The sequence below is a fragment of the Novosphingobium sp. PP1Y genome, from assembly GCF_000253255.1.
In the GTDB taxonomy this organism is placed as follows: Bacteria; Pseudomonadota; Alphaproteobacteria; order Sphingomonadales; family Sphingomonadaceae; genus Novosphingobium.
In genome coordinates this window covers 2,494,124-2,513,257 of the sequence record NC_015580.1, presented here as the reverse complement: position 1 = coordinate 2,513,257, position 19,134 = coordinate 2,494,124, and the positions used below count along the sequence as shown (strand labels likewise).

The 19,134-nt window shown below is 60.5% G+C and carries 12 protein-coding genes and 4 pseudogenes; 9 read left to right on the top strand and 7 right to left on the bottom strand.

The genetic code is table 11. The features are described from left to right. Window positions 1-395: 395 nt before the first annotated feature. Both PP1Y_RS26640 and PP1Y_RS17835 read right to left on the bottom strand, forming a co-directional pair. Window positions 396-1,412: pseudogene (locus tag PP1Y_RS26640) on the bottom strand (recombinase family protein); the annotation flags it as partial. A 70-nt stretch (window positions 1,413-1,482) separates the two neighbouring features. Continuing rightward, a complete protein-coding gene (locus tag PP1Y_RS17835) occupies window positions 1,483-1,662 on the bottom strand; it encodes a hypothetical protein (protein ID WP_013833472.1) in 180 nt (59 codons plus the stop codon). Window positions 1,663-1,968: 306 nt separating this feature from the next. Here PP1Y_RS17835 and PP1Y_RS17830 point away from each other — a divergent pair. Both PP1Y_RS17830 and PP1Y_RS17825 read left to right on the top strand, forming a co-directional pair. Further along, a pseudogene (locus PP1Y_RS17830) lies at window positions 1,969-2,178 on the top strand (transposase domain-containing protein); the annotation flags it as partial. A gap of 88 nt (window positions 2,179-2,266) precedes the next feature. Then, a complete protein-coding gene (locus PP1Y_RS17825; RefSeq protein ID WP_148275003.1) occupies window positions 2,267-2,686 on the top strand; it encodes a hypothetical protein in 420 nt (139 codons plus the stop codon). 131 nt (window positions 2,687-2,817) lie between these two features. Here the strand turns inward: PP1Y_RS17825 and PP1Y_RS17820 are convergent, their stop codons facing one another. Both PP1Y_RS17820 and PP1Y_RS25440 read right to left on the bottom strand, forming a co-directional pair. Then, window positions 2,818-4,467, bottom strand: coding sequence for an acyl-CoA dehydrogenase family protein (locus PP1Y_RS17820; RefSeq protein WP_013833470.1), 1,650 nt, complete (start codon window positions 4,465-4,467; stop codon window positions 2,818-2,820). 228 nt (window positions 4,468-4,695) lie between these two features. After that, entirely contained in the window at window positions 4,696-5,493 is a 798-nt protein-coding gene (locus PP1Y_RS25440) for a cyclic nucleotide-binding domain-containing protein (protein ID WP_013833469.1), read from the bottom strand. A gap of 263 nt (window positions 5,494-5,756) precedes the next feature. Between PP1Y_RS25440 and PP1Y_RS17810 the strand changes: the two are divergent. The 5 genes and pseudogenes from PP1Y_RS17810 (at window position 5,757) to ftsH (PP1Y_RS17790) (ending at window position 10,258) form a co-directional block, all read left to right on the top strand. Then, window positions 5,757-6,974, top strand: a pseudogene (locus PP1Y_RS17810) (methionine adenosyltransferase). Window positions 6,975-7,081: 107 nt separating this feature from the next. Further along, a complete protein-coding gene (locus PP1Y_RS24745) occupies window positions 7,082-7,708 on the top strand; it encodes a Spy/CpxP family protein refolding chaperone (RefSeq protein WP_051010067.1) in 627 nt (208 codons plus the stop codon). 2 nt (window positions 7,709-7,710) lie between these two features. Then, on the top strand, window positions 7,711-8,043 hold the full coding sequence (locus tag PP1Y_RS17800; RefSeq protein ID WP_013833465.1) for a YHS domain-containing protein: 333 nt from the start codon (window positions 7,711-7,713) through the stop codon (window positions 8,041-8,043). Beyond that, entirely contained in the window at window positions 8,033-8,320 is a 288-nt protein-coding gene (locus tag PP1Y_RS17795) for a DUF5676 family membrane protein (protein WP_051010066.1), read from the top strand. The genes PP1Y_RS17800 and PP1Y_RS17795 overlap by 11 nt, the downstream gene beginning before the upstream one ends. Window positions 8,321-8,344: 24 nt before the next feature. Further along, the gene (gene ftsH / locus PP1Y_RS17790; protein ID WP_013833464.1) at window positions 8,345-10,258 is read left to right on the top strand and encodes an ATP-dependent zinc metalloprotease FtsH; all 1,914 of its coding nucleotides are present in this window, start codon (window positions 8,345-8,347) and stop codon (window positions 10,256-10,258) included. Between the two features lie 84 nt (window positions 10,259-10,342). On the opposite strand, the pseudogene PP1Y_RS26400 reads toward ftsH (PP1Y_RS17790), so the two are convergent. The 3 genes and pseudogenes from PP1Y_RS26400 to ftsH (PP1Y_RS17775) all read right to left on the bottom strand — a co-directional run. Further along, window positions 10,343-10,627, bottom strand: a pseudogene (locus tag PP1Y_RS26400) (transposase); the annotation flags it as partial. A gap of 558 nt (window positions 10,628-11,185) precedes the next feature. Further along, on the bottom strand, window positions 11,186-13,321 hold the full coding sequence (locus PP1Y_RS17780; protein WP_232512429.1) for an oleate hydratase: 2,136 nt from the start codon (window positions 13,319-13,321) through the stop codon (window positions 11,186-11,188). A 102-nt stretch (window positions 13,322-13,423) separates the two neighbouring features. Then, window positions 13,424-15,232: an ATP-dependent zinc metalloprotease FtsH gene (ftsH, locus tag PP1Y_RS17775; protein ID WP_013833462.1), complete on the bottom strand. Its 1,809-nt coding sequence runs from the start codon at window positions 15,230-15,232 to the stop codon at window positions 13,424-13,426. A gap of 629 nt (window positions 15,233-15,861) precedes the next feature. Here ftsH (PP1Y_RS17775) and PP1Y_RS17770 point away from each other — a divergent pair. Together PP1Y_RS17770 and pgm are read left to right on the top strand one after the other, a co-directional pair. Further along, window positions 15,862-17,124, top strand: a complete 1,263-nt coding sequence (locus PP1Y_RS17770; protein WP_013833461.1) for an MgtC/SapB family protein — start codon at window positions 15,862-15,864, stop codon at window positions 17,122-17,124. A gap of 245 nt (window positions 17,125-17,369) precedes the next feature. Continuing rightward, window positions 17,370-19,031 carry a phosphoglucomutase (alpha-D-glucose-1,6-bisphosphate-dependent) gene (gene pgm / locus PP1Y_RS17765; RefSeq protein WP_013833460.1) on the top strand — a complete coding sequence of 554 codons (1,662 nt, stop codon included), beginning with the start codon at window positions 17,370-17,372 and terminating at the stop codon, window positions 19,029-19,031. The last annotated feature ends 103 nt before the right edge of the window (window positions 19,032-19,134 follow it).

Genomic DNA, 19,134 nt, shown 5'->3' with positions numbered 1-19,134 from the left:
GTCACATCCGGAGCGTTCCACGCCGCCGACAGGTTTTCCGCCAGATTGGCGAACGCACCCTGATCGACCTCGATGGTTGACGGGTTTTCTGCGGGCTGGCGCGCCTCCAGATCACGGATGCGCCGCAATGCGGTTTCCCAGTTTTTCTCCAGCTGCGCCGCTATCAGGCGATTATCGGGATCACAGGCAGCGTAGCGGCGCTCGGCAAGGCGGGCCTCGTAACGCGCCTGCTGGAGTTCCAGGTCGAGAATCTGGCGCTGCTCTTCTTGTCGTTCCCTGTGCATCCGCTCCGCCTCTAACGCGGCCTCGATCGCCAAGGGTTCTACCGCGCGTAGCAGTTCGCGCGCAACTGCTGCATCCACCCGTGGACCGCCGAAGGTCATGCATCGGGGCAAGCCCATCATCAGGTTTGGTTTGTCGCAGCGATACACCGGTCGGCTCTGCGGGTTTCCGGTATAGGTGACCGTCAGTCGCCGTCCACACCGTCGGCACGTCATGATGCCCGAGAGTAGCGCTCGGCCTCCTCGGCCGGATTTCACACCGCCGGCGCTGCCATAGTTGTTGAGTGCCAGCTGCTTCTGGTTGCGCTCGTATTCTTCCCAGCTGATGTACCCCTCATGGTGATCCTTGATGAAGACTTCCCAGGTCCCCACCGGCTTGCCGTGCCCGTAGCTCCGCCGGGCTCGCCCATCGACAATGGAGGTTCGCTTCTCGCTTTTTCCGTAAACGTAAACGCCTGCGTAGAAGGGGTTTTTGAGAACGGCGATGACGTTGCGATAGCGGATCGGCAACCATGTGAAGCTGGTCATGCGGCCTTCGTCCGACGGTCGCGGGAAGTGGATTTGATCGGCCTTCATCGACAACAGCACCTGACGCGCACTGCCCAGCTCTCGGAAGCGCGCAAAGATGAGCCTGATTACCTCTTGCAGGCGTAGATCGGGATCGAGGTCCAAGCCCGCTTCGCGGTGCCAAATGTAGCCGAACGGGACAGACAAGCGCAATTCGCCGCGGCGCGCCTTCGACTTTGCTGCATCGAGCATTCGCGTCCTGAGAACGCCGAGCTCGAACTCGCTGATGCTCCCCTTCATTCCCAGGAGCAGGCGGTCGTTGGGCTGGCAAGGATTGTACACGCCATCATGATCGATGACACGGGCTTCAACGAGCCCGCACAGTTCCAGCAGATGGTGCCAGTCGCGACCATTTCGCGCGAGCCTGGACGCATCAAGGCACAACACGGCACCCACCTTGCCCGCGCACAACGATGCGACCAAACGATCGAAGCCGGGCCGCGCAACGGTTCCGCTCGCGGATCGTCCGAGATCATCGTCGATGACTTCGATATCGGTGAAGCCGTGCTGACGCGCAACGTCGACGAGGTCGTATTGCCGTCGCTGGCTTTCCAGGTTGGCCATGACCTGGGATTGTGTCGATTGACGCACATAGACGACGGCCTTGCGCTTCAGCAGCTGCGCCGGGATCAGATTAGCGTCGGTCATCGCCGAACTCCTCGACGACGAGGCCGGCGGCCTGCATCAGGATTTGAGCGAGCGTGATTACGGCCTTCGCCCGTTCCGCATCGTTCATCCCGTCCACCCTGCGGGGCTCGAATATCAGGCTCATCTGTCTGCCCGAGGCCGGTGCGGGCCTGTCGTGCTTGTTCATCGACTTCCTCCCATGCGACTCCATCATCGCGTTGGGAGTTTGGTGAAGCAGCCACCGCGGTGACCAGCCCGTTCAGCTCGGTCAGCGCCGCGACATCAACTTGGGGCGGGCCGATTCTCATCTCGGCGCAGGCGACGGGATCCACCATCCACTCCGGCATTGAAACGACAATGCCAGACGGGCCTTCCACCCTAAGGAACCTGCCGGTCGCTCGTTCCTCTACCCGCCGAACGCTGACTTTCCGCCCAAAATAGGGATGCCAAAGATAGTGAACTTCCCGCTCTTCGCCGACATGGGCAGAATGAACGGGCGATGGCGCTCAACCGCAAGAATGCACTGTTTGCCGGCTCCGATGAAGGCGGCGACAACTGGGCCGTCATCGCCTCACTCATCGAGAACTGCAAACTGTCCGGCATCAACCCGCACACCTGGATGACCGAGACTCTCGCCAAACTCGCAGCCGGCTACCCAGCCACCGCGGTCGGAGAGCTCATGCCCTGGACCTCCGTGGGCTGAAAACACCGCTTACCATTTTGCGCGCCATACGACGCCAAGGCTTTACTGGATAGTGGTGCTTCTCTGCGGCCTTCTTTTGGCGCTTAGCGTGAAGGTAGCACTCACGCCTATCCGGCGGGACGAAAGAACCGGTCGATTGGCGCTTCACCGCACCGCTATTGCCGCCGCCGGTGAGCAGGAGGGGAAACGTAGTGCAGACGAGAAGGCACAGCGTCAGCGTGAGGAGGTTGATCGTCGCTACGCGGAAATCGCCGGCATCTGGAGCGATGACGCAAAATGCGCGTCCGATCCCGGTTCTCAGCTCCGCATATCTGCTGACGGCTTAGACTTCGGGCACAGCCATTTCCATGTGGAGGCAGTCGAGCTTAAGGGTGATACCCTCCTCCTGCAAGGGCATTACATAACTCACAGAGGCATCAAAGACGATATATTAACTGTAATAGTAATAGATCACTCTCCCATGCGCATAAAGATTTTTGATAAGTTGTATTTTATTTGCTCTTATTAACTATTCCCACGTTGTCGGCAGCGAGCTCCTGGGCAAAGCCAGCATCGTGGGTGCGCAGCCCCCTTACTCGATTTCTTCAACCTGTTCCGTGTCGTTCCAAAGGGGGCCGGCGCTGATGTGGAGAGCGGCGTTCATGCATCGCCCTGCCCCAGTGCGGAGCCCTTGGGCATCGCACGCTCTATGACAGCCCGCGCGTCGGTTAAACCGGGGGCAGCACCGTAGGTGAATCCCATGGCACCAAGCCTCGACCTGCAGAAGACCGGTGCCAGGGGGCTTTGCGCCAGGAGAAGGATCGCCGCCTGCGCGGCGAGCGCAAGCCGTTCCACAAGTTCTCTCGCGCGGGCTTCCTCGCAACAGTCAAGATCGATGCAGTTCAGCCATTGGTCATAATTCGCCTCTCGCCCGATGGGCTCCGCAAGAAAGGCTCGAAGCGCTTCTACCGCCTCGGGTTCGCGCTGCAGAACTCGGAGCACATCGAGCGCGACAATGTTGCCCGAGCCTTCCCAGATCGCATTGACGGGGGATTGGCGAAAATGGCAAGGCATGGGGCTGCTTTCGACATAGCCATTGCCCCCCAGGCACTCCATCGCCTCCGCGGCAAAGCCTGGCAGACGCTTGCAGATCCAGTATTTGGCGACGGGCGTGAGCAGCCGTGTCAGCGGATCACCGGCGTCAAGCGCCGCAGCGATCCGAAGGGCGAGCGCGGTCGCGGCCTCGCTTTCTACCGCGAGATCAGCGAGCACCGCCGCCATGGCCGGATGATCGGCAAGACGGCGCCCAAAACATTGGCGATGCTGCGTGTGCCAGAGTGCCTGCACAAGCGCACCACGCATGCCAGCGGCCGATCCGACGACACAGTCGAGGCGCGTGTGCTGCACCGCCTCGAGTATCGTGGCAATGCCGCGACCTTCCTCTCCGATGCGCCAGGAGAAAGCCCGATCATATTCGATCTCCGCCGTCGCATTGGACCTGTCGCCCAGCTTGTCCTTGAGCCGCACGATTCGGAAACCTGTGTTGCGCCGGCCATCGGGTAGCCACCGCGGGACGAGGAAACAGCTCAGTCCCCGCTCTGTCTGGGCAAGGGTCAGGAAAGCATCGCTCATCGGTGCCGAGCAGAACCATTTGTGTCCCGTAAGCGAGAACGTCCGGCGTGCGCGATCAACCGGCTCGGCGCGAGTGGTATTGGCGCGCAGGTCGGAACCGCCCTGTTTTTCGGTCATCGTCATGCCGATCGTCACGCTCGCCTTGTCGGCGGCGGGCCGTGAAGCCGGATCGTAACGGGCGGCGAGGATACGCGGCAACCATTCCTCGGAGACTGCTGATTCCCTACTCAGAACCGGCACTGCGGCGTAGGTCATCGTCATCGGGCAGATCGTGCCGGCATCCACCTGACCAAGAAGATAGCTCATGGCGGCGTGAAGCACATGGCCGTGCGACGTGCCATCCCAAGCTGCCGCAGCGATGCCATTGCCAAGTCCCAAGCCCATGAGCTGGTGATAGGCCGGATGGAATGCGACTTCGTCGATGCGGCGGCCCTGGGAATCGTAATTTTCGAGGGTCGGGACATGGCGATTGGCTAATATGCCCCACGCAACCACCTCGGCCGAAGCCGCCCGGCGGCCCAGGCGTGACAGCCGCCTTTCGAGCTGTGCGCCACCCGCCCTTCTCACCGCTGCAGTCAAAGCCCGATCACTGGTAAACCAGTTGCCGACATCCAGGGCTGGTGTCTGATTGAACACCTCATGCACATCAGGCGTGGCGAGCGGCCTTGATACAGGCATGGTCGTCTACTCCGTTCCATCGGCGTCATGTCCAGCGGTGCAAAACTCCAGAGCCACTGAACGCCGGGCCTTCGTTCCCGCGAATGCGGTGGCGTCTCCGCAGTAGTTGAGCGGCGTCGGCCTGATCGCAGGAGGCCATTTCAATATTCGGTTCCTATATCTGGCGATCCCCGGTTCGAGTCCAAACCACTTTCGAATTCTTCACAAGCAGTCGGCGGACGCTGATCTTTATCGGCGCGCGTTTCCCTCATCGACAATGGTGATGAAAAACACAAAGGGCGAACCCTTTCCGCCCGCGACCACCTCATTTTCGCCTGCGACGAGCGGTGCCAAATCCGAGCCAAAATGCTCGCCGATAGGCCGGCCATTGACCAGCGTTCCCAACGTGCTGCGAAGGTCGCGGACGTGGTAATGCCCGTCATGATGGATGATCGCGAAATGGTTGCGAGACAATCTCAACGGAACCTCGTCCTCAAGCTCGAGGTTCAATGCCCGTGGCGGCGCCTGTTCTCCCGGCAAAGCCGCCCTCCCGACCAGGAAAGGAACCGCGTCAATACACAGCGGATCGGGCAACTGCCGGCGCAAACCCCGGGAGTCGGCCGCCAGCATGACGTTCTGCACCACAAGGGATTCGCCAAGGCTATTCCTGGCCGACGGCGGCTGCTGCCTCTGCTCATCTTCGACGAAGCGATCTTCCAGATCGTGGAGTCGATGGCAAAGTCGTTCAATCAAGGTTCGCGCGTTTTCGGGGGAGCGGCTGATACGATCGAGGAATTCGGCCGAGCCGATGAACTCGACTTCGCCGTCCGTGACGGCACGCGCTGTCGCGCTGCGCCGAGCTCGTTTTTCAACAACGCTCATCTCGCCGAGGACCTGGCCGCTGTGGATGGCTCCAAGAACAATTTCCACACCGTCCCGCCGACGCAGAATTTCGACGCTTCCGCTGCGGACGTGCAGAACGCCTTCAACGGCGTCACCTTCACTGAAAAGAATGTCGCCTCGTCCGAAACGTCCGGTGCGCGTCATTGTGTCCCCCAATCGTGATCGCCATTGCAAGAAGGAGGCGACCCAGTCGCGGCATTCGCTGTTGGGATGGACGCATAGGGCGTCGAACGATTACAGGTCGCTGGCACACGATCCCGCTGGCGCGGAACGCAATTGGGCATGGACATGCACAGGAAATGTTGCGCCAGGCTCGCTCAAGCCCGTAAGGATCTGTGGCTGGTGCAGATCAACCAGGATCCGGAGCGCGTTTTTCGAGGCCACAAAGCTCGCAAAGAGGTGACATCATGCGGATCGATCTCACGCCATTGACCGAGCCCAGCGGTGACTTGCTCCCCGTCGAGATCGTCGAACGCAATGGCGCCGGTCATCCCGATTCGATCTGCGACCATCTGACCGAAGCGCTAAGCAGGGAGCTCACGCACCGCTACCTTGACACATTCGGTCGCATCCTGCACTACAACGTCGACAAGGCACTGCTCTGGGACGGCTGCTCCGAACCCGCATTCGGCGGCGGGCGGATCACGCAGCCGATGGAAATATTTCTGGCGGGACGCGCGATCAGCCAGTGCGGTGAGTAAGGTCTCCCACTTGAGGATATCGTTCGTGAGGTCGCGGAGGCATGGTTTAGTAACCATATTCCACTGTTTGAACCGGCTTCGCACTTGCGGACGCACTGCCTCGTCCGTCCGGGTTCGAGCGATTTGAGCGCGCTCTTCGACCGCAGTGCAACCAATGCCTCGCCTCTTGCCAACGACACTTCGATCGGCGTCGGCTATGCGCCACTCAGCAGGCTCGAGAAGGTCGTGCTCGCCGCCGAGCATGAACTCGGACGTATGGCCACACAATGCCATCCGGAAATCGGCCGGGACATCAAGATTATGGCATTGCGGCACAGGGAACAGGTCCGCCTCACCGTCGCCTGCGCCTTCGTCGATCGCTACATTGACGGCCTGCCCACCTATTTGCGCGCAAAGAATCTGGTCGCCGCCACCGTCGGCCAGATCGCCGAAGATCATCAGCTGCCCGCCGTTGTCGCGGTCAACACCGCCAACGACCCGGACGTCATGAGCCTTTACCTCACGGTTCTCGGCACATCGGCCGAAAGCGGTGACGACGGGCAGGCCGGGCGCGGCAATCGCGTGAATGGACTGATCACGCCCTTCCGGCCGATGACAATGGAATCGGTTCCCGGCAAGAACGCCATCTCGCATGTTGGCAAGCTGTACAATATCGCCGCCGGCCTCATTGCCGAGCGGGTCGCGCGACTGGACGGAGTTGGCGAAGCGCATTGCTTGCTCGTCAGCGGCATCGGTGGGGCCCTCAGCGAACCTCAAACGGCAACCGTACGCCTCCGACCGACGCATGCCGCCAACTGCGAGGACTATCGGGACGCTATCGCGGCGATCGTCGAGAATGAACTGTTCGGTCTCTCGACGGCAAGTGCCGATCTTGTCTCAGGAAGGCTGCGTATAGGCGACTGGCCCCTGCGCCGGGACAACTGATTCAGGGACGCTGCCCTAATTTTGCGTCCGATCGAAAGTTCGACTGTAATCTCCGACCCCATGAAACGTCGGATGAATGACGCAAGTCGATTGCAAGGAGATCATCTATGAACGGATTCGGACGAGTGAGCATTGGTGCCATGGCGTTGGCTATGTTGGCCGCGTCGCCTGCCGTGGTGCAAGCGCAGGATACACATTCCGGGCACCATCCGGTCGACGCGCCGGCGGCCACGCCACAGCCTTCCACTCAACCGCCCGCCCAGCCAGACACCATGAAGGGCATGGCTGGCATGGGCGGCAAGGAAATGCCGATGAAGGGCGAAATGATGGATGGCATGCCAATGTGCAGGATGATGGGTGAAGGCATGAACATGACTGCCCATGTCGAGCAGCGTCTGGGTGCGGTCCGGAGCGAGCTCAACATCACGTCCGCCCAGTCGCAAGCGTGGGACGCCTATGCCAGCGCGCTGCGCGGTGTCGCCGCCAATATGGAGAATATGCGCGCCTCAATGATGGCGGGACATCAAGGGAACGCAACCATGTCGCCGATCGCGCGGCTAGACCGTCACGAGCATATGCTCGAAGCCATGCGCGACAACATTCGCACGCTGCGTCCCGCGCTCGAAAGACTCTATGCGGGGTTGTCCACCGAGCAGAAACAAAAGGCCGACACCCTGCTTAGCCCGCAAGGCATGATGCAGCAGATGCCAATGAGCGAAAAAATGCGGAGATAGCGATGACCACAACCCTCTATCTGCTCTTCTGGGCAGCCCTGTTCTTCGTGATGATGCGGTTCGGGTGTGGCGCCCATATCATAGGGCACGGAGGTCATGGCCATCATGGCTCTCATGAAGGATCGGGCGACAGACTGCAGGAGCCGGGAACGGCGATTGATCCGGTGTGCGGGATGACGGTCGCTACGCCTGGAGCAAAGAGCAGCATTTATCGGGGCAAGGCCTATTATTTCTGCTCGGCGGACTGCCGGGACAAGTTCGAAGCCGCACCGCAGGAATTTGCTGGCGAAGCGCCCGCAAGGACAGTTCAAGGAGCGCATCACCATGGCGCATGATGCTCGACGGCCCGGTCCGGCCTTGATCCCGGTTTTCGCCTTCGGCTTCGCCCTCAGCCTGTTCCTCGTCTTCTCCTACGTCCTGTGCGTAATCGGCTATCTGTTATTCCCCGGAAGCTTGATCAATCATTCGGCGCTCGCGATCTTTTTGCCCGGATTCGAGCTCCTGAGCTGGCGCACTTTCTTCCTGGGTTTCGCCGAAAGCTTCGCCTGGGGCTGGTATGTCGCTCTTGTTTTCGGACCGCTGTACAATTTTCTGGCCTCCTGGCGCAGGTAACTTCTCTTGGAAAAGGACCGGAACATGGAACAGGGGGACAGAAAACGGAAAGGCTTGTCGCAGCTCGATATCGTGTACATCATCGTGGCATTTTTGCTGCTCGTGATCCTGCAGAATTACTGGACGAGTTCTGGCCACCTGAAGACAATCCCGTTCAGCGAATTCCAAGCGCTCGTCGAGAAAAACGCGATCACCGACGTCGTGGTGGGCCCAACGACGATAACCGGCGCGTACAAGACTGCTGGTCAAGAGGCCAAAAGCAAAGGCAAAGGGGCAGCCGAGACACAGCATTTCTCCACGATCCGCGTCGATCCTGCGATCGCCGATGAACTCCAAAAGCGCGGTATCACCTACCGAGGCGAAGAGCCGCCTGGATTTCTGTCGAACCTTCTTTCGTGGATTCTGCCCACGGCGCTGTTGATTCTGGCGTGGATGTTCCTGCTGCGCCCGATGGCTTCGGGAGGCCATGGCGGCCTGATGGGCATTGGTCGCAGCCGCGCCAAGGTTTACTCGGAAGAGAATGTCAAAGCGACCTTCGCCGACGTGGCCGGCGTTGATGAGGCCAAGCAGGAGCTTTCCGAGGTCATCGGCTTCCTGCGCGATCCCGAGAAATATGGTCGGCTCGGTGCCCGCATCCCCAAGGGCGTGCTGCTCGTGGGACCGCCGGGCACAGGCAAGACGCTGCTCGCACGCGCCGTCGCCGGCGAGGCGCATGTGCCCTTCTTCTCGATCACAGGCTCGGAATTCGTCGAGATGTTCGTGGGCGTGGGTGCGGCCCGCGTGCGCGACCTATTCGCGCAGGCGCGCAAGCAGGCCCCGGCGATCCTGTTCATCGACGAGCTCGACGCGCTTGGCCGGGCACGGGGGATCGACCTGCCTGGCGGGGGGCATGAGGAGAAGGAACAGACACTCAATCAGCTTCTCGCCGAGATGGACGGCTTCGACCCGAGCGCCGGAATCATTGTTCTTGCGGCAACTAACCGCCCTGAAGTTCTCGATCCGGCACTGCTTCGTGCGGGCCGGTTCGACCGTCAGGTGCTGGTCGATCGTCCGGACCGCAAGGGACGCGCCGAAATTCTTCGCGTGCACATGATGCGGATTCGCGTCGAAGCCGATCTCGACATCGACACCGTTGCGGGCCTTACACCGGGCTTTACTGGCGCCGATCTTGCCAATCTGGTCAACGAGGCGGCGGTCGTCGCCACCAGACGCGGCGCGGAGGCGACAACCCTTGAGGATTTCACACAAGCCTTCGAGCGTTTGGTCGCCGGCATTGAAAAGAAGAGCCGGGTGCTCAGTCCACGCGAGCGTGAGACTGTCGCACATCATGAGATGGGGCACGCGCTGGTCGCAATGAGCCTGCCGGGCACCGACCCCGTCCAGAAGGTCTCGATCATTCCACGCGGTATCGCCGCGCTCGGCTATACGCTGCAGCGGCCCATGGAGGATCGGTTCCTCGCCAGCCGCAGTGAACTCATGAACCGCATGGCGGCTTTGCTTGGCGGACGAGCGGCAGAGGATCTCATCTATCAGGACGTGTCCACAGGGGCCGCCGACGACTTGCAGCGTGCGACCGACATCGCCCGCAGCATGGTGGTGCGTTTCGGTATGACGCCTGAACTGGGTCAGGTCGCCTATGAACCGGAGCCCGGAAGCTTCCTTGTCGGCCAGACGCCGCTCTGGCGGCCGAAGAGCTACGGCGACGGCACCGCGGAGGCCATCGACGAAGCTGTCAGAAAGCTGATCGACGAAGCCTTCACCATCGCACACGACGTCCTCAAGGGCAACCGGGCGCTTCTGGAAGAGAGCGCGAAGGATCTACTGGAGCATGAGACGCTCGGATCCGCGGAACTCGAACATTTGAAGGAGGGGTTGCAGGCGGCCGCGATGGCGGGTCGGAGAACGCGGCCGTCGCTCAATGCCGAGCCAGTCAAGTGATCTGCCTATCACGTGGCGCCGAGCGACGGCGGGCGCGTAGGGCCTGGCGCATCCATTAGGGGTGAAGATGAACACCCCCTCGAAATCGAGGCTGATCCCTGCAAATTGGCGCAACAGCGGTGTTTCCCACAACGCTTCTTCCATCGCCGGGTCGGACAGCCCAAACCATTGCTGCATAAAATGGATCTTCAGCATAGACCGCAACGGGTATGGACGACGCCCCCGGCCAGCCACCGGATAATGCGGGACGATCAACTGCTCGAACCGATCCCACGGAACAACTCCCGTCATCTGATCCAGAAACATCGCCCGCCGCGTCTGTTTGCGTGGCCGTGATATGCCAACTTCTGAAAAACGACCCTGCTCCATCCGGCCCTCCAGTTGCGAAGGGAATCACATCATCATTGTCGCAGCAAGGCCAACTTGTTCAGAGGCTCCCGAAATAGCCAGCAACGGTCCTGACTATGACTTCAGCGGAGGCCGCGCGCCGCCTTTCGGTCCACGGGCCAAACTTTTTGGATGCGAAGCCCTCGATCGGGCTGGACGTGATGGAGGAACATTGAGCGGAGCGCGGCGCCAACGTCGCGCTCCGCGATGTCGCCAATCTGGGGCGCCAGCTTCTGGCAGTAATCTGGGGCGCCAGCTTCTGGCAGTGTCACGCTGCAAAGCGACGCTGGCGGATACGCTCGCCATCTATGAACAGGACATGACGCGCTACGGCTTCGAAGTCGTCCGCGGCGCCGCCCGAAAGGGCGCAATGGTCATCGGCTATGACCCGGTTCTCGAATCTTCGATTGTTGCGGAGGGATTTAGTGGGGGTGGAAAGGCGCGGGCCGACGATCGTCGAATGGGCGAATCGGCAACACGAAGAAACGTCGCGTATACGATGAACCGGATGCGCGACGATTATTCAGCAACAGACCTGCCTCATGAGGCCCTTTTTCGCAGATATTCCGCGATATCGGCCACCTTGGCCCCGACGGTTTTCAGGAAGCCGTCGCCCATCTTCATCAGCTTCTCGAACTCTTGCTCGAAATGGCCGTCTTTTTTTGCCTCGGCTTCGGGAAGCGGAGGCAAAATATGGGCGAAGTAGGTGTTGTCGAGCAGCCGGTGCAGCAACCGTTCGCCCAGGAACGGCTGGTTGTTGTTCAGCGCACGGGCGCCCTTCAGCATGTTGCGGATGTCGTATTGCGTCGGGTTGAGGTCGGGCACCTGCTTCGGAATGTTCACCAGCGTGTAGACGGCAACGCGCGCGGTGCGGACCGAGCTTTCCATCGTGAAAACGATGTCGTTGCGGGTTTCGACGAACTGCCCCAGCAGGCCGAGGTTGGTGCAACCTTCCGGCACGACATGCGGCCGGTCACCGGCGGCACGCGGCATGAACTCGGCCGTGATGTAGGGCATCAGCGCGAGGCGAACCTTGGTATTCGCGGCAATCTCTTCCAGCCGATCGACAATGCCGAGGTGATAACAAAGCTCGGCCAGAACCTCCTTGCCGGTGCATTGCGGCATCGGCTTCTTCACATAGTCGCCGTTCTTGTCCATGAAGAGACCATAGACCCAGAGAACCAGCGTGTCGGAAGGCTGGGTGGGGAAATGGGGTTGGCGGTTGCAGGTCATGCTCAAGAGCCATGCGCTGTCGGTGAAGGTGATGATCCCGCCTGTCACGGTACGTCCCGAATAGGGATCGTTGACCGAAAGCTCGTTGAGTCTTTCAACGAAGGGCGACGGCTTGCAGGTCAGCGTGGCCGATTCCCACATCGACCGGTCGGTGTCGCAATAGAATTTTTCGGGCTTGCCGAAAACGGGCGAGGTCTTCGCAAGGTTCTTCCAGAGAACCCAGTCGCTGTCTTCCCCGGGCTCGACCTTGCCGCGCTGCAAATTCGGAGGGGTCTCGAGATCGCCGTAAGCGGTGCCTTCCGTCAGCGAACCGGTGATCGCGAAAACGAGATCGCGTGCATCGACATCTGTCACCTCTTCAACGCCCTCGCGCGTCCGGCATACTAGACCCGTCACCGTCTTCTTATCGCCCACAATCTCAAGCCTGAGATTGCGAACCTGCACATCGTAACGGACCTTGACGCCCTTGTCGCGCAGCATCTTGGATAGCGGACGGACGAAACTGTCGAACTGGTCGTATTTCGGGAAGACCAGGGTCGACATATCGGCAAAGCCATCGACCGCATCCAGGAAGCGATGGAGGTAGAGCTTCATTTCCAGCACGCTATGCCAGTTCTGGAAGGCAAACATCGTGCGCCAGAACATCCAGAAATTGCTGGCAAGGAAACCCTTCGAGAAATACTGCTCGACCGTAACGTCGTTGAGCTCTTCCTTGCGCTTCAGGAGGAGACGCATCACCTCCAGCTGCTCGGATTTGCTGAGGCCAAAATTCGAGAAGTCCTTGATCTGGCCCTGCTTATGGATCAGCCGTGCCTTCGACCAGTTTGGATCGGCATCGTTGACCATACGGTATTCGTCGAGCACCGAATATCCTTCGGGCAGCTCCAGCGCCGGAACATCCTGGAAAATGTCCCAAAAATTATCGTAGTTCCAGTTCATCTCGCGACCGCCGCGAATGATGAAACCGTCCTCCGCATTGCCCGCGCCATCGAGCGAACCGCCCTCGACGGGGAGATTTTCGAAGATGGTGATGTTTTCAGGCGGCATGTGTGCATCGCGGATCAGGTAAAAAGCGGCGGCCAGGCCAGCAATACCGGTGCCGACGATATAGGCCTTGCGGGTTTCGATGCCGGGCGTGGGGAGCGGCTTGTTACGCTGATACATGCCGATCATATCGAAGGGCGGACGCGTATTTTCAGGTGTATGATGCCAATAGCTTCCTGCAGCATCCGGCTCGAATTCAAAGCCCTCGGGAGCAATGACTGGGGCTTTCAGTCCGGGGAAATGCTCTGTGCTCATTGTCTCAATCTCTTCTTCACGACGTACAGAATTTTGGGAACAGCTAAGGCAGATGGCTCTGCTCACCCATTTGAAGCAGAAACTCCCAGGGTGCGCTCTTTGAAGCAATTTTGATCCCGCTGCGACAGCTGTATCAAGCGCCAAGACGGAACAAGATAATGTCTTGGATTCGGCGACTTATCCCCTCGCATTGATCCGCTGCCTTGCCCCGAAGAGGCGGTGTCCTGCTTACCTGGCACTTCTGGATCAGCCGATCCATTCCGGTGTCGGCCCTGGTTCCAACATGCGATCAAGAGCAAAATCTGTTGCGGGATTTCTCAGTAGCCATCGGATCTCCTCGCCGGAAAGGGTTTCGTGCTCGATCAGCGCCTCGGCCAGCTGCCGAAGCTGGTCCCTGTGGTCGGTGAGCAGTTTGCGGGCTCGGGATTCGCCTTCCTCGACGATGCGCCGGGTCTCCTCATCGATCATGCTTGCGGTCGTTTCGGAAATGGCAGCGTGACCGTGTGGGAAAACTTCCTCGTCACTGCCAATGTAGCGCAGCGGGCCGAGCCGGTCGCTGAAACCGAACTCGGTGACCATGCGCCGCGCGAGGACGGTGGCCTGGCGGATGTCGTCACTGGCGCCCGTGGTAATCCTGTCCTTCCCGAAGGTGAGTTCTTCCGCGACGCGCCCGCCGAACATCATGGCAATCTTCGCCTCCAGTTCCACGCGGGCAAGGCCGTAACGGTCGCGCTCCGGAAGCGATATCGTGACGCCAAGGGCACGACCGCGCGGAATGACCGTCACCTTGTACAACGGATCATGGCCGGGGACATGCAGAGCGACCAAGGCGTGTCCTGCCTCGTGATAGGCTGTCGTGAGTATTTCATCGGCGGTCATCGCCAGGGAGCGTCGCTCGGCGCCAAGCAGAACCTTGTCCCGCGCCGCCTCCAGTTCGGCTGTAGAGACGCGTTCAGCGCCGGACCGGGCCGCGAGCAGCGCGGCTTCGTTGACCAGGTTGGCAAGGTCCGCTCCGGAAAAGCCCGGGGTTGCCCGCGCCATGACACGCGCGTCCACATCCGGCGCCAAAGGAACGTGCCGCAAGTGAACACGCAGAATTTTTTCGCGGCCACCGACGTCAGGAGCAGGCACCACCACCTGGCGATCGAAGCGCCCGGGCCGTAGCAATGCGGGATCCAGGACGTCCGGGCGGTTTGTGGCGGCGACGACAATGACGCCCTGGTCACCGGCAAATCCGTCCATTTCGACAAGCAGCTGATTGAGCGTCTGATCGCGCTCGTCGTTACCGCCCCCCACGCCAGCGCTCCGGTGTCGTCCGACAGAATCGATCTCGTCGATAAAGACGACGCAAGGTGCGTTCTTTTTCGCCTGAGCGAACAAATCCCGCACGCGGCGCGCTCCAACGCCCACGAACATTTCAACGAACGCAGAGCCGGACATCGAGAAAAAGGGCACGCCTGCTTCACCCGCCATTGCCCGTGCGAGCAGGGTCTTTCCGGTCCCAGGCGGCCCGCTGAGCAGGCAACCTTTGGGTATCTTTCCACCAAGCCGCTGGAATCTCTCCGGTCGCTTCAGAAACTCGACGATTTCGCTTAACTCGAACTCCGCCTCATCGATGCCGGCAACGTCCTTGAAAGTCACAGGCGGCGCGTCGGTTTCGACTTGCTTCGCTTGGGATTGTCGGATGCCGAATGCCCCGCCTCCGCTCTTGGCCTGACGCTTCCGGGACCAGATCGCGAAACCCGCAATCGCCACGAGCGGAAGAAGCGGCAGAAAGAACAACCACAACCAGCCGGCTGAGGACAGCCCGGTCTTGCTCTGCGCGGCGGTTATTCTTACGCGGTGATCGAGCAGCCGTGGTACGAGGCCGGCGTCCTGCGGGGTGGTCGTTTGGAAACGCTTTCCGTCAGCCAGCACACCCTTGACCATACTGTCGGAGATCACGACCTCGCGAACGTCGTTCCTGTCGATGCGAGCGATGAAGTCCGAATAGGCGATCTCGAGATCGGGCTCGACCTTTGCCGCGGAGGTATCGGCACCATTACTACTTGCCATGGCCGTGCTCCAACCGGCATCTGTGATGGCCTGTGACCGCGCCTCGGGGACATGAGCAAGAGTTGCCATGAGCAGGGCAATACCAACGCCAACTCCTGAAACTGTCAGTCTCGGCATAATGTCTGTTCCCATCCAGGCTGAACGAACACGCCTCGCGAACATAATCATGACGCGCGGGTCGCACGCGGCTTACAGTTCGCGAGGAAGCGTCAGATCACGTGGATCGATGAAATCGGCATGGGAGCCTTATGATTCGACGCTGCAATGTTCGCTGCGGCATCTACCAGGCGGGAGCAGCTGAACAGTGCGGTGCCCAGTCCCCCAACGAATTAACCTCCAGCGAGTCGACAAAGTCACGAACGATCAAAAGCTCGTTCAACCGACTTCGTACATCGATTTGCCTGTTGGTGATCCGGAGCACAAACACGCCGACATTCCGAGAAACAAGTCTTCGCCCGCTGCGAGCCCTCGATCCCGCAGCTCTGCCGATACCGCTGATGTGCGGAACGAGGCCGACCCTTCTGTAAGGCCGCCGCTTCGCCTACGTCCTGCACCTTGAGATTGCTCTTTGTCTGACCGGCGGAGGCTGATCGGTTGACGGCAATGTTGTTGAGACAAGGGTTCGCGGTATGCCCATCGATAGCCAGTTTGAACGCCTTGCCATCGCGCTTGCAATCGGTCTGCTCTTTGGTCTCGAACGCGGCTGGAGCCTTCGCGAAGTACCTGAAGGAAAGCGCGCGGCCGGTCTCAGAACCTATGGTCTTTCCGGCTTGCTCGGAGGTATCAGTGCTCTTGTCGCGTCCACCGCAGGAGCGATTTTTCTCAGCTTTGCATTCCTGACGTTCGGACTGATCACGGCCGCTTTCCAATATCTAGAAGCGCGAACCGAACAAGGCTTCAGTGTTACCGGCACTGTTGCCGGACTCCTGGCGTTCCTGCTCGGAGCCTATGCAGTTCTGGGCGAGATGTCGGTGGCAATTGCATCGGCAGCGGCGGCGACGGCCATGCTCGCATTCAAGCAGCCTCTTCATGCGTGGCTGAAAATGCTCACCTGGCCGGAGATCCGTGCATTCGTCATTCTCGTCGTGATGACCGCTCTCATTGCGCCCATTTTGCCCGACAAGGCGATCGATCCATGGAACGCGATCAATCCGACCGAGATTTGGCGATTCACGATCCTCCTCGCCGCCGTTTCCTTTCTTGGCTATTTCGCGATCCGCATTTTCGGCGAGCGAGCCGGCCTGATCGTATCCGCACTTGCCGGCGGCCTGGCGTCATCGACCGCTGCCGCTTTGACTTTCGCGAAGATGGCAAGGGCCCATCCGGACGCCTGCTGGCTCCTTTCGGGCGCTACGCTGATGAGCTGTGCCGTCATGATGGCGCGTGTGATCGTCGTCGTCGGAATCGCCAATCCGTCGCTGCTCGGCCTCATCATGCTGCCGCTGGCGATTTCGGGCTCTGTCATCTTGATCCTGGGCGCCATCTTTATTTTACGCGCCGGCAAGCGCAACATGGAGCGGCCGCAAATTGCCATGACCAGCCCGCTGGAACTGGGCACGGCCTTGAAGCTTGCCGGACTCATTGCCGGGGTCATGCTGGTCTCGAAACTTGCGGCGCAGTTCTCCGGTCCCGCCGGCGTATTCGGGCTGTCTGCGATTTCCGGATTGGCCGATGTCGATGCGATCAGTCTGTCCTTGTCCCAATTGTCCAAAGGGGCGCTCGATCCGCAGATTGCCGCGATCGGCATCGGCTTGGCGGTCACGGCGAATACATTGACCAAATCCCTATTGGGCGCACTGACGGGTTCGCCGAAGCATGGACTCATCGTGGGCGCAGGAAGCGCGGTGGCGCTCATCACAGCCGGGGGAGCCCTTTTTCTGACGATTGGCTGACGTCCGCCATGAGTGCTAATGGCCGAATATATAGCCGCAGGGTGGCGCATCATGGCTTTTGCCGAAAGAACGTGAGGCTTCGCTGTAAGAACTCGTGCAACACCACGTCCTTGCGGATGTCATTTCCCTTGATCCCGAAACGACGCGCGCATGCAGACAAGACCAGGCGTCGCCAACTGGATAGCCAAATCCGGCCGGTTGAACCAAGATCCGGGCGAAGCATCGATTCCGGAGGATGATGGAGCATGACTGACGCGCATCCCGACGCAGGCAAACGGCTCGATCCATCGCAGCTCGTCGATGTCGAGGGACTGATCCGTGCTTATCATGACCTAGCCCCTGATCCTGGCAACGCCGGCCAGCGTGTCACGTTCGGCACTTCCGGCCACCGCGGCTCGGCGCTCGAATGCAGGTTCAACGAGGCGCATATTCTGGCGATTGCCCAAGCGGTCTGCCTTCACCGTGCAAGGACCGGCATAGACGGTCCTTTGTTCCTGGGGGTCGACACGCACGCATTGTCGGGACCGGCGGCAAGGACAGCAATCGAGGTATTCGCAGCGAATGAGGTGGCCGTCGTGACCGACGCGCGCGACGGCTTTACGCCGACGCCAGTCATCTCTCACGCGATTCTCTCTTACAATCGCGGACGCACGAGCGGCCTTGCCGATGGCGTCGTGATAACCCCTTCACACAATCCGCCGGAGGATGGCGGCTTCAAGTACAATCCGCCGCATGGCGGACCCTCGGAGCCGGAAGTGGCCGGCAATATCGAGCGCCTCGCCAACGCGCTACTCGACCCCAAGCTAGGCGGCGTGCGCCGCATGTCCTACGAGCGGGCCTATCGTTCATCCGCATTGTCACGGCAGGATTTCCGTTCGGCCTACGTCGACGATCTTGCCAACGTCCTCGACTTCGAGGCGATCAGCGCCTCGAGCCTGCGAATTGGCATCGACCCCCTCGGCGGCAGCTCCGTCGACTACTGGCCTGCCATCATCGAGCTCTATCGGCTCGACGCTTGCCTGGTCAGCGGCACCGTCGATCCGAGCTTCGGGTTCATGCCCGCCGATCGCGATGGCCGCATCAGAATGGATTGCTCTTCGCCCTATGCGATGGCGCAGCTACTCGATCTCAAGGACCGATTCGACATATCCGTGGGCAACGATCCGGATGCCGATCGGCACGGTATTGTTACAGCCTCGCAGGGGTTGATGCCTCCGAACGACTATCTCGCCGCTTGCGTTGCCTATCTGTTCATGAACCGGCCTCAGTGGCCGCGCGACGCCGGGATCGGAAAAACGATGGTAACGAGCGCGCTTATCGATCGGCTTGCCGCGCATCTCGATCGCCCCCTGGTCGAAACGCCGGTCGGGTTCAGATGGTTCGTCGACGCCATGCTCGAAGGCAAGCTCGGCTTTGCGGGTGAGGAAAGCGCCGGAGCGACCCTGCTGCGCAAGAACGGCTCGGTATGGACAACCGACAAGGATGGAATCGCGCTCGGCCTGCTTGCTGCGGAGATCATGGCGAAGACGGGCCGCGATCCCACTGCGCTCTACGCCGAGGTGACCACCACGATTGGAAAGCCGTTCTACCGGCGTACCGACGCTCCGGCGACGAGACGCGAGAAAGAGCAGCTCAGGCAGCTGACGCCGCACTGTTTCGAGGCCGGACAATTGGCTGGCGAAGCCGTGATCGCCATCGAAAGCGCCGCGCCATCGAGCGGCGCTCCCTTGGGCGGCGTGCGCGTACGAAGCGCGAACGGCTGGTTCGCGGCGCGGCCTTCGGGAACGGAGGATATCTACAAGATCTACGCGGAAAGCTTCCGGAGCCTCGACCATCTCGATCAGATCGAGAGTGAAGCAAAGGCGATGATCGGTGCCGCGCTTGCAGAAGCGGCCGTGCGCCACTGACGAAGTCGAAGGAAGAGAAGAATCGTGTGAATGCCGGCGCCGCGTTCGCCAGCACCAACAATGAAAGCTGGTCCATGTCATCCCGAGCAACGGTAATCAGCGC

Excerpts from the sequence above, each read along its gene's own strand:
- PP1Y_RS17835 (WP_013833472.1), bottom strand. The coding sequence starts at position 1,662 with ATGAACAAGCACGACAGGCCCGCACCGGCCTCGGGCAGACAGATGAGC.
- ftsH (WP_013833462.1), bottom strand. The coding sequence starts at position 15,232 with ATGGCAAGTAGTAATGGTGCCGATACCTCCGCGGCAAAGGTCGAGCCC.
- PP1Y_RS17770 (WP_013833461.1), top strand. The coding sequence starts at position 15,862 with ATGCCCATCGATAGCCAGTTTGAACGCCTTGCCATCGCGCTTGCAATC.
- pgm (WP_013833460.1), top strand. The coding sequence starts at position 17,370 with ATGACTGACGCGCATCCCGACGCAGGCAAACGGCTCGATCCATCGCAG.
- ftsH (WP_013833464.1), top strand. The coding sequence starts at position 8,345 with ATGGAACAGGGGGACAGAAAACGGAAAGGCTTGTCGCAGCTCGATATC.
- PP1Y_RS17795 (WP_051010066.1), top strand. The coding sequence starts at position 8,033 with ATGGCGCATGATGCTCGACGGCCCGGTCCGGCCTTGATCCCGGTTTTC.
- PP1Y_RS25440 (WP_013833469.1), bottom strand. The coding sequence starts at position 5,493 with ATGACGCGCACCGGACGTTTCGGACGAGGCGACATTCTTTTCAGTGAA.
- PP1Y_RS17820 (WP_013833470.1), bottom strand. The coding sequence starts at position 4,467 with ATGCCTGTATCAAGGCCGCTCGCCACGCCTGATGTGCATGAGGTGTTC.
- PP1Y_RS17800 (WP_013833465.1), top strand. The coding sequence starts at position 7,711 with ATGACCACAACCCTCTATCTGCTCTTCTGGGCAGCCCTGTTCTTCGTG.
- PP1Y_RS24745 (WP_051010067.1), top strand. The coding sequence starts at position 7,082 with ATGAACGGATTCGGACGAGTGAGCATTGGTGCCATGGCGTTGGCTATG.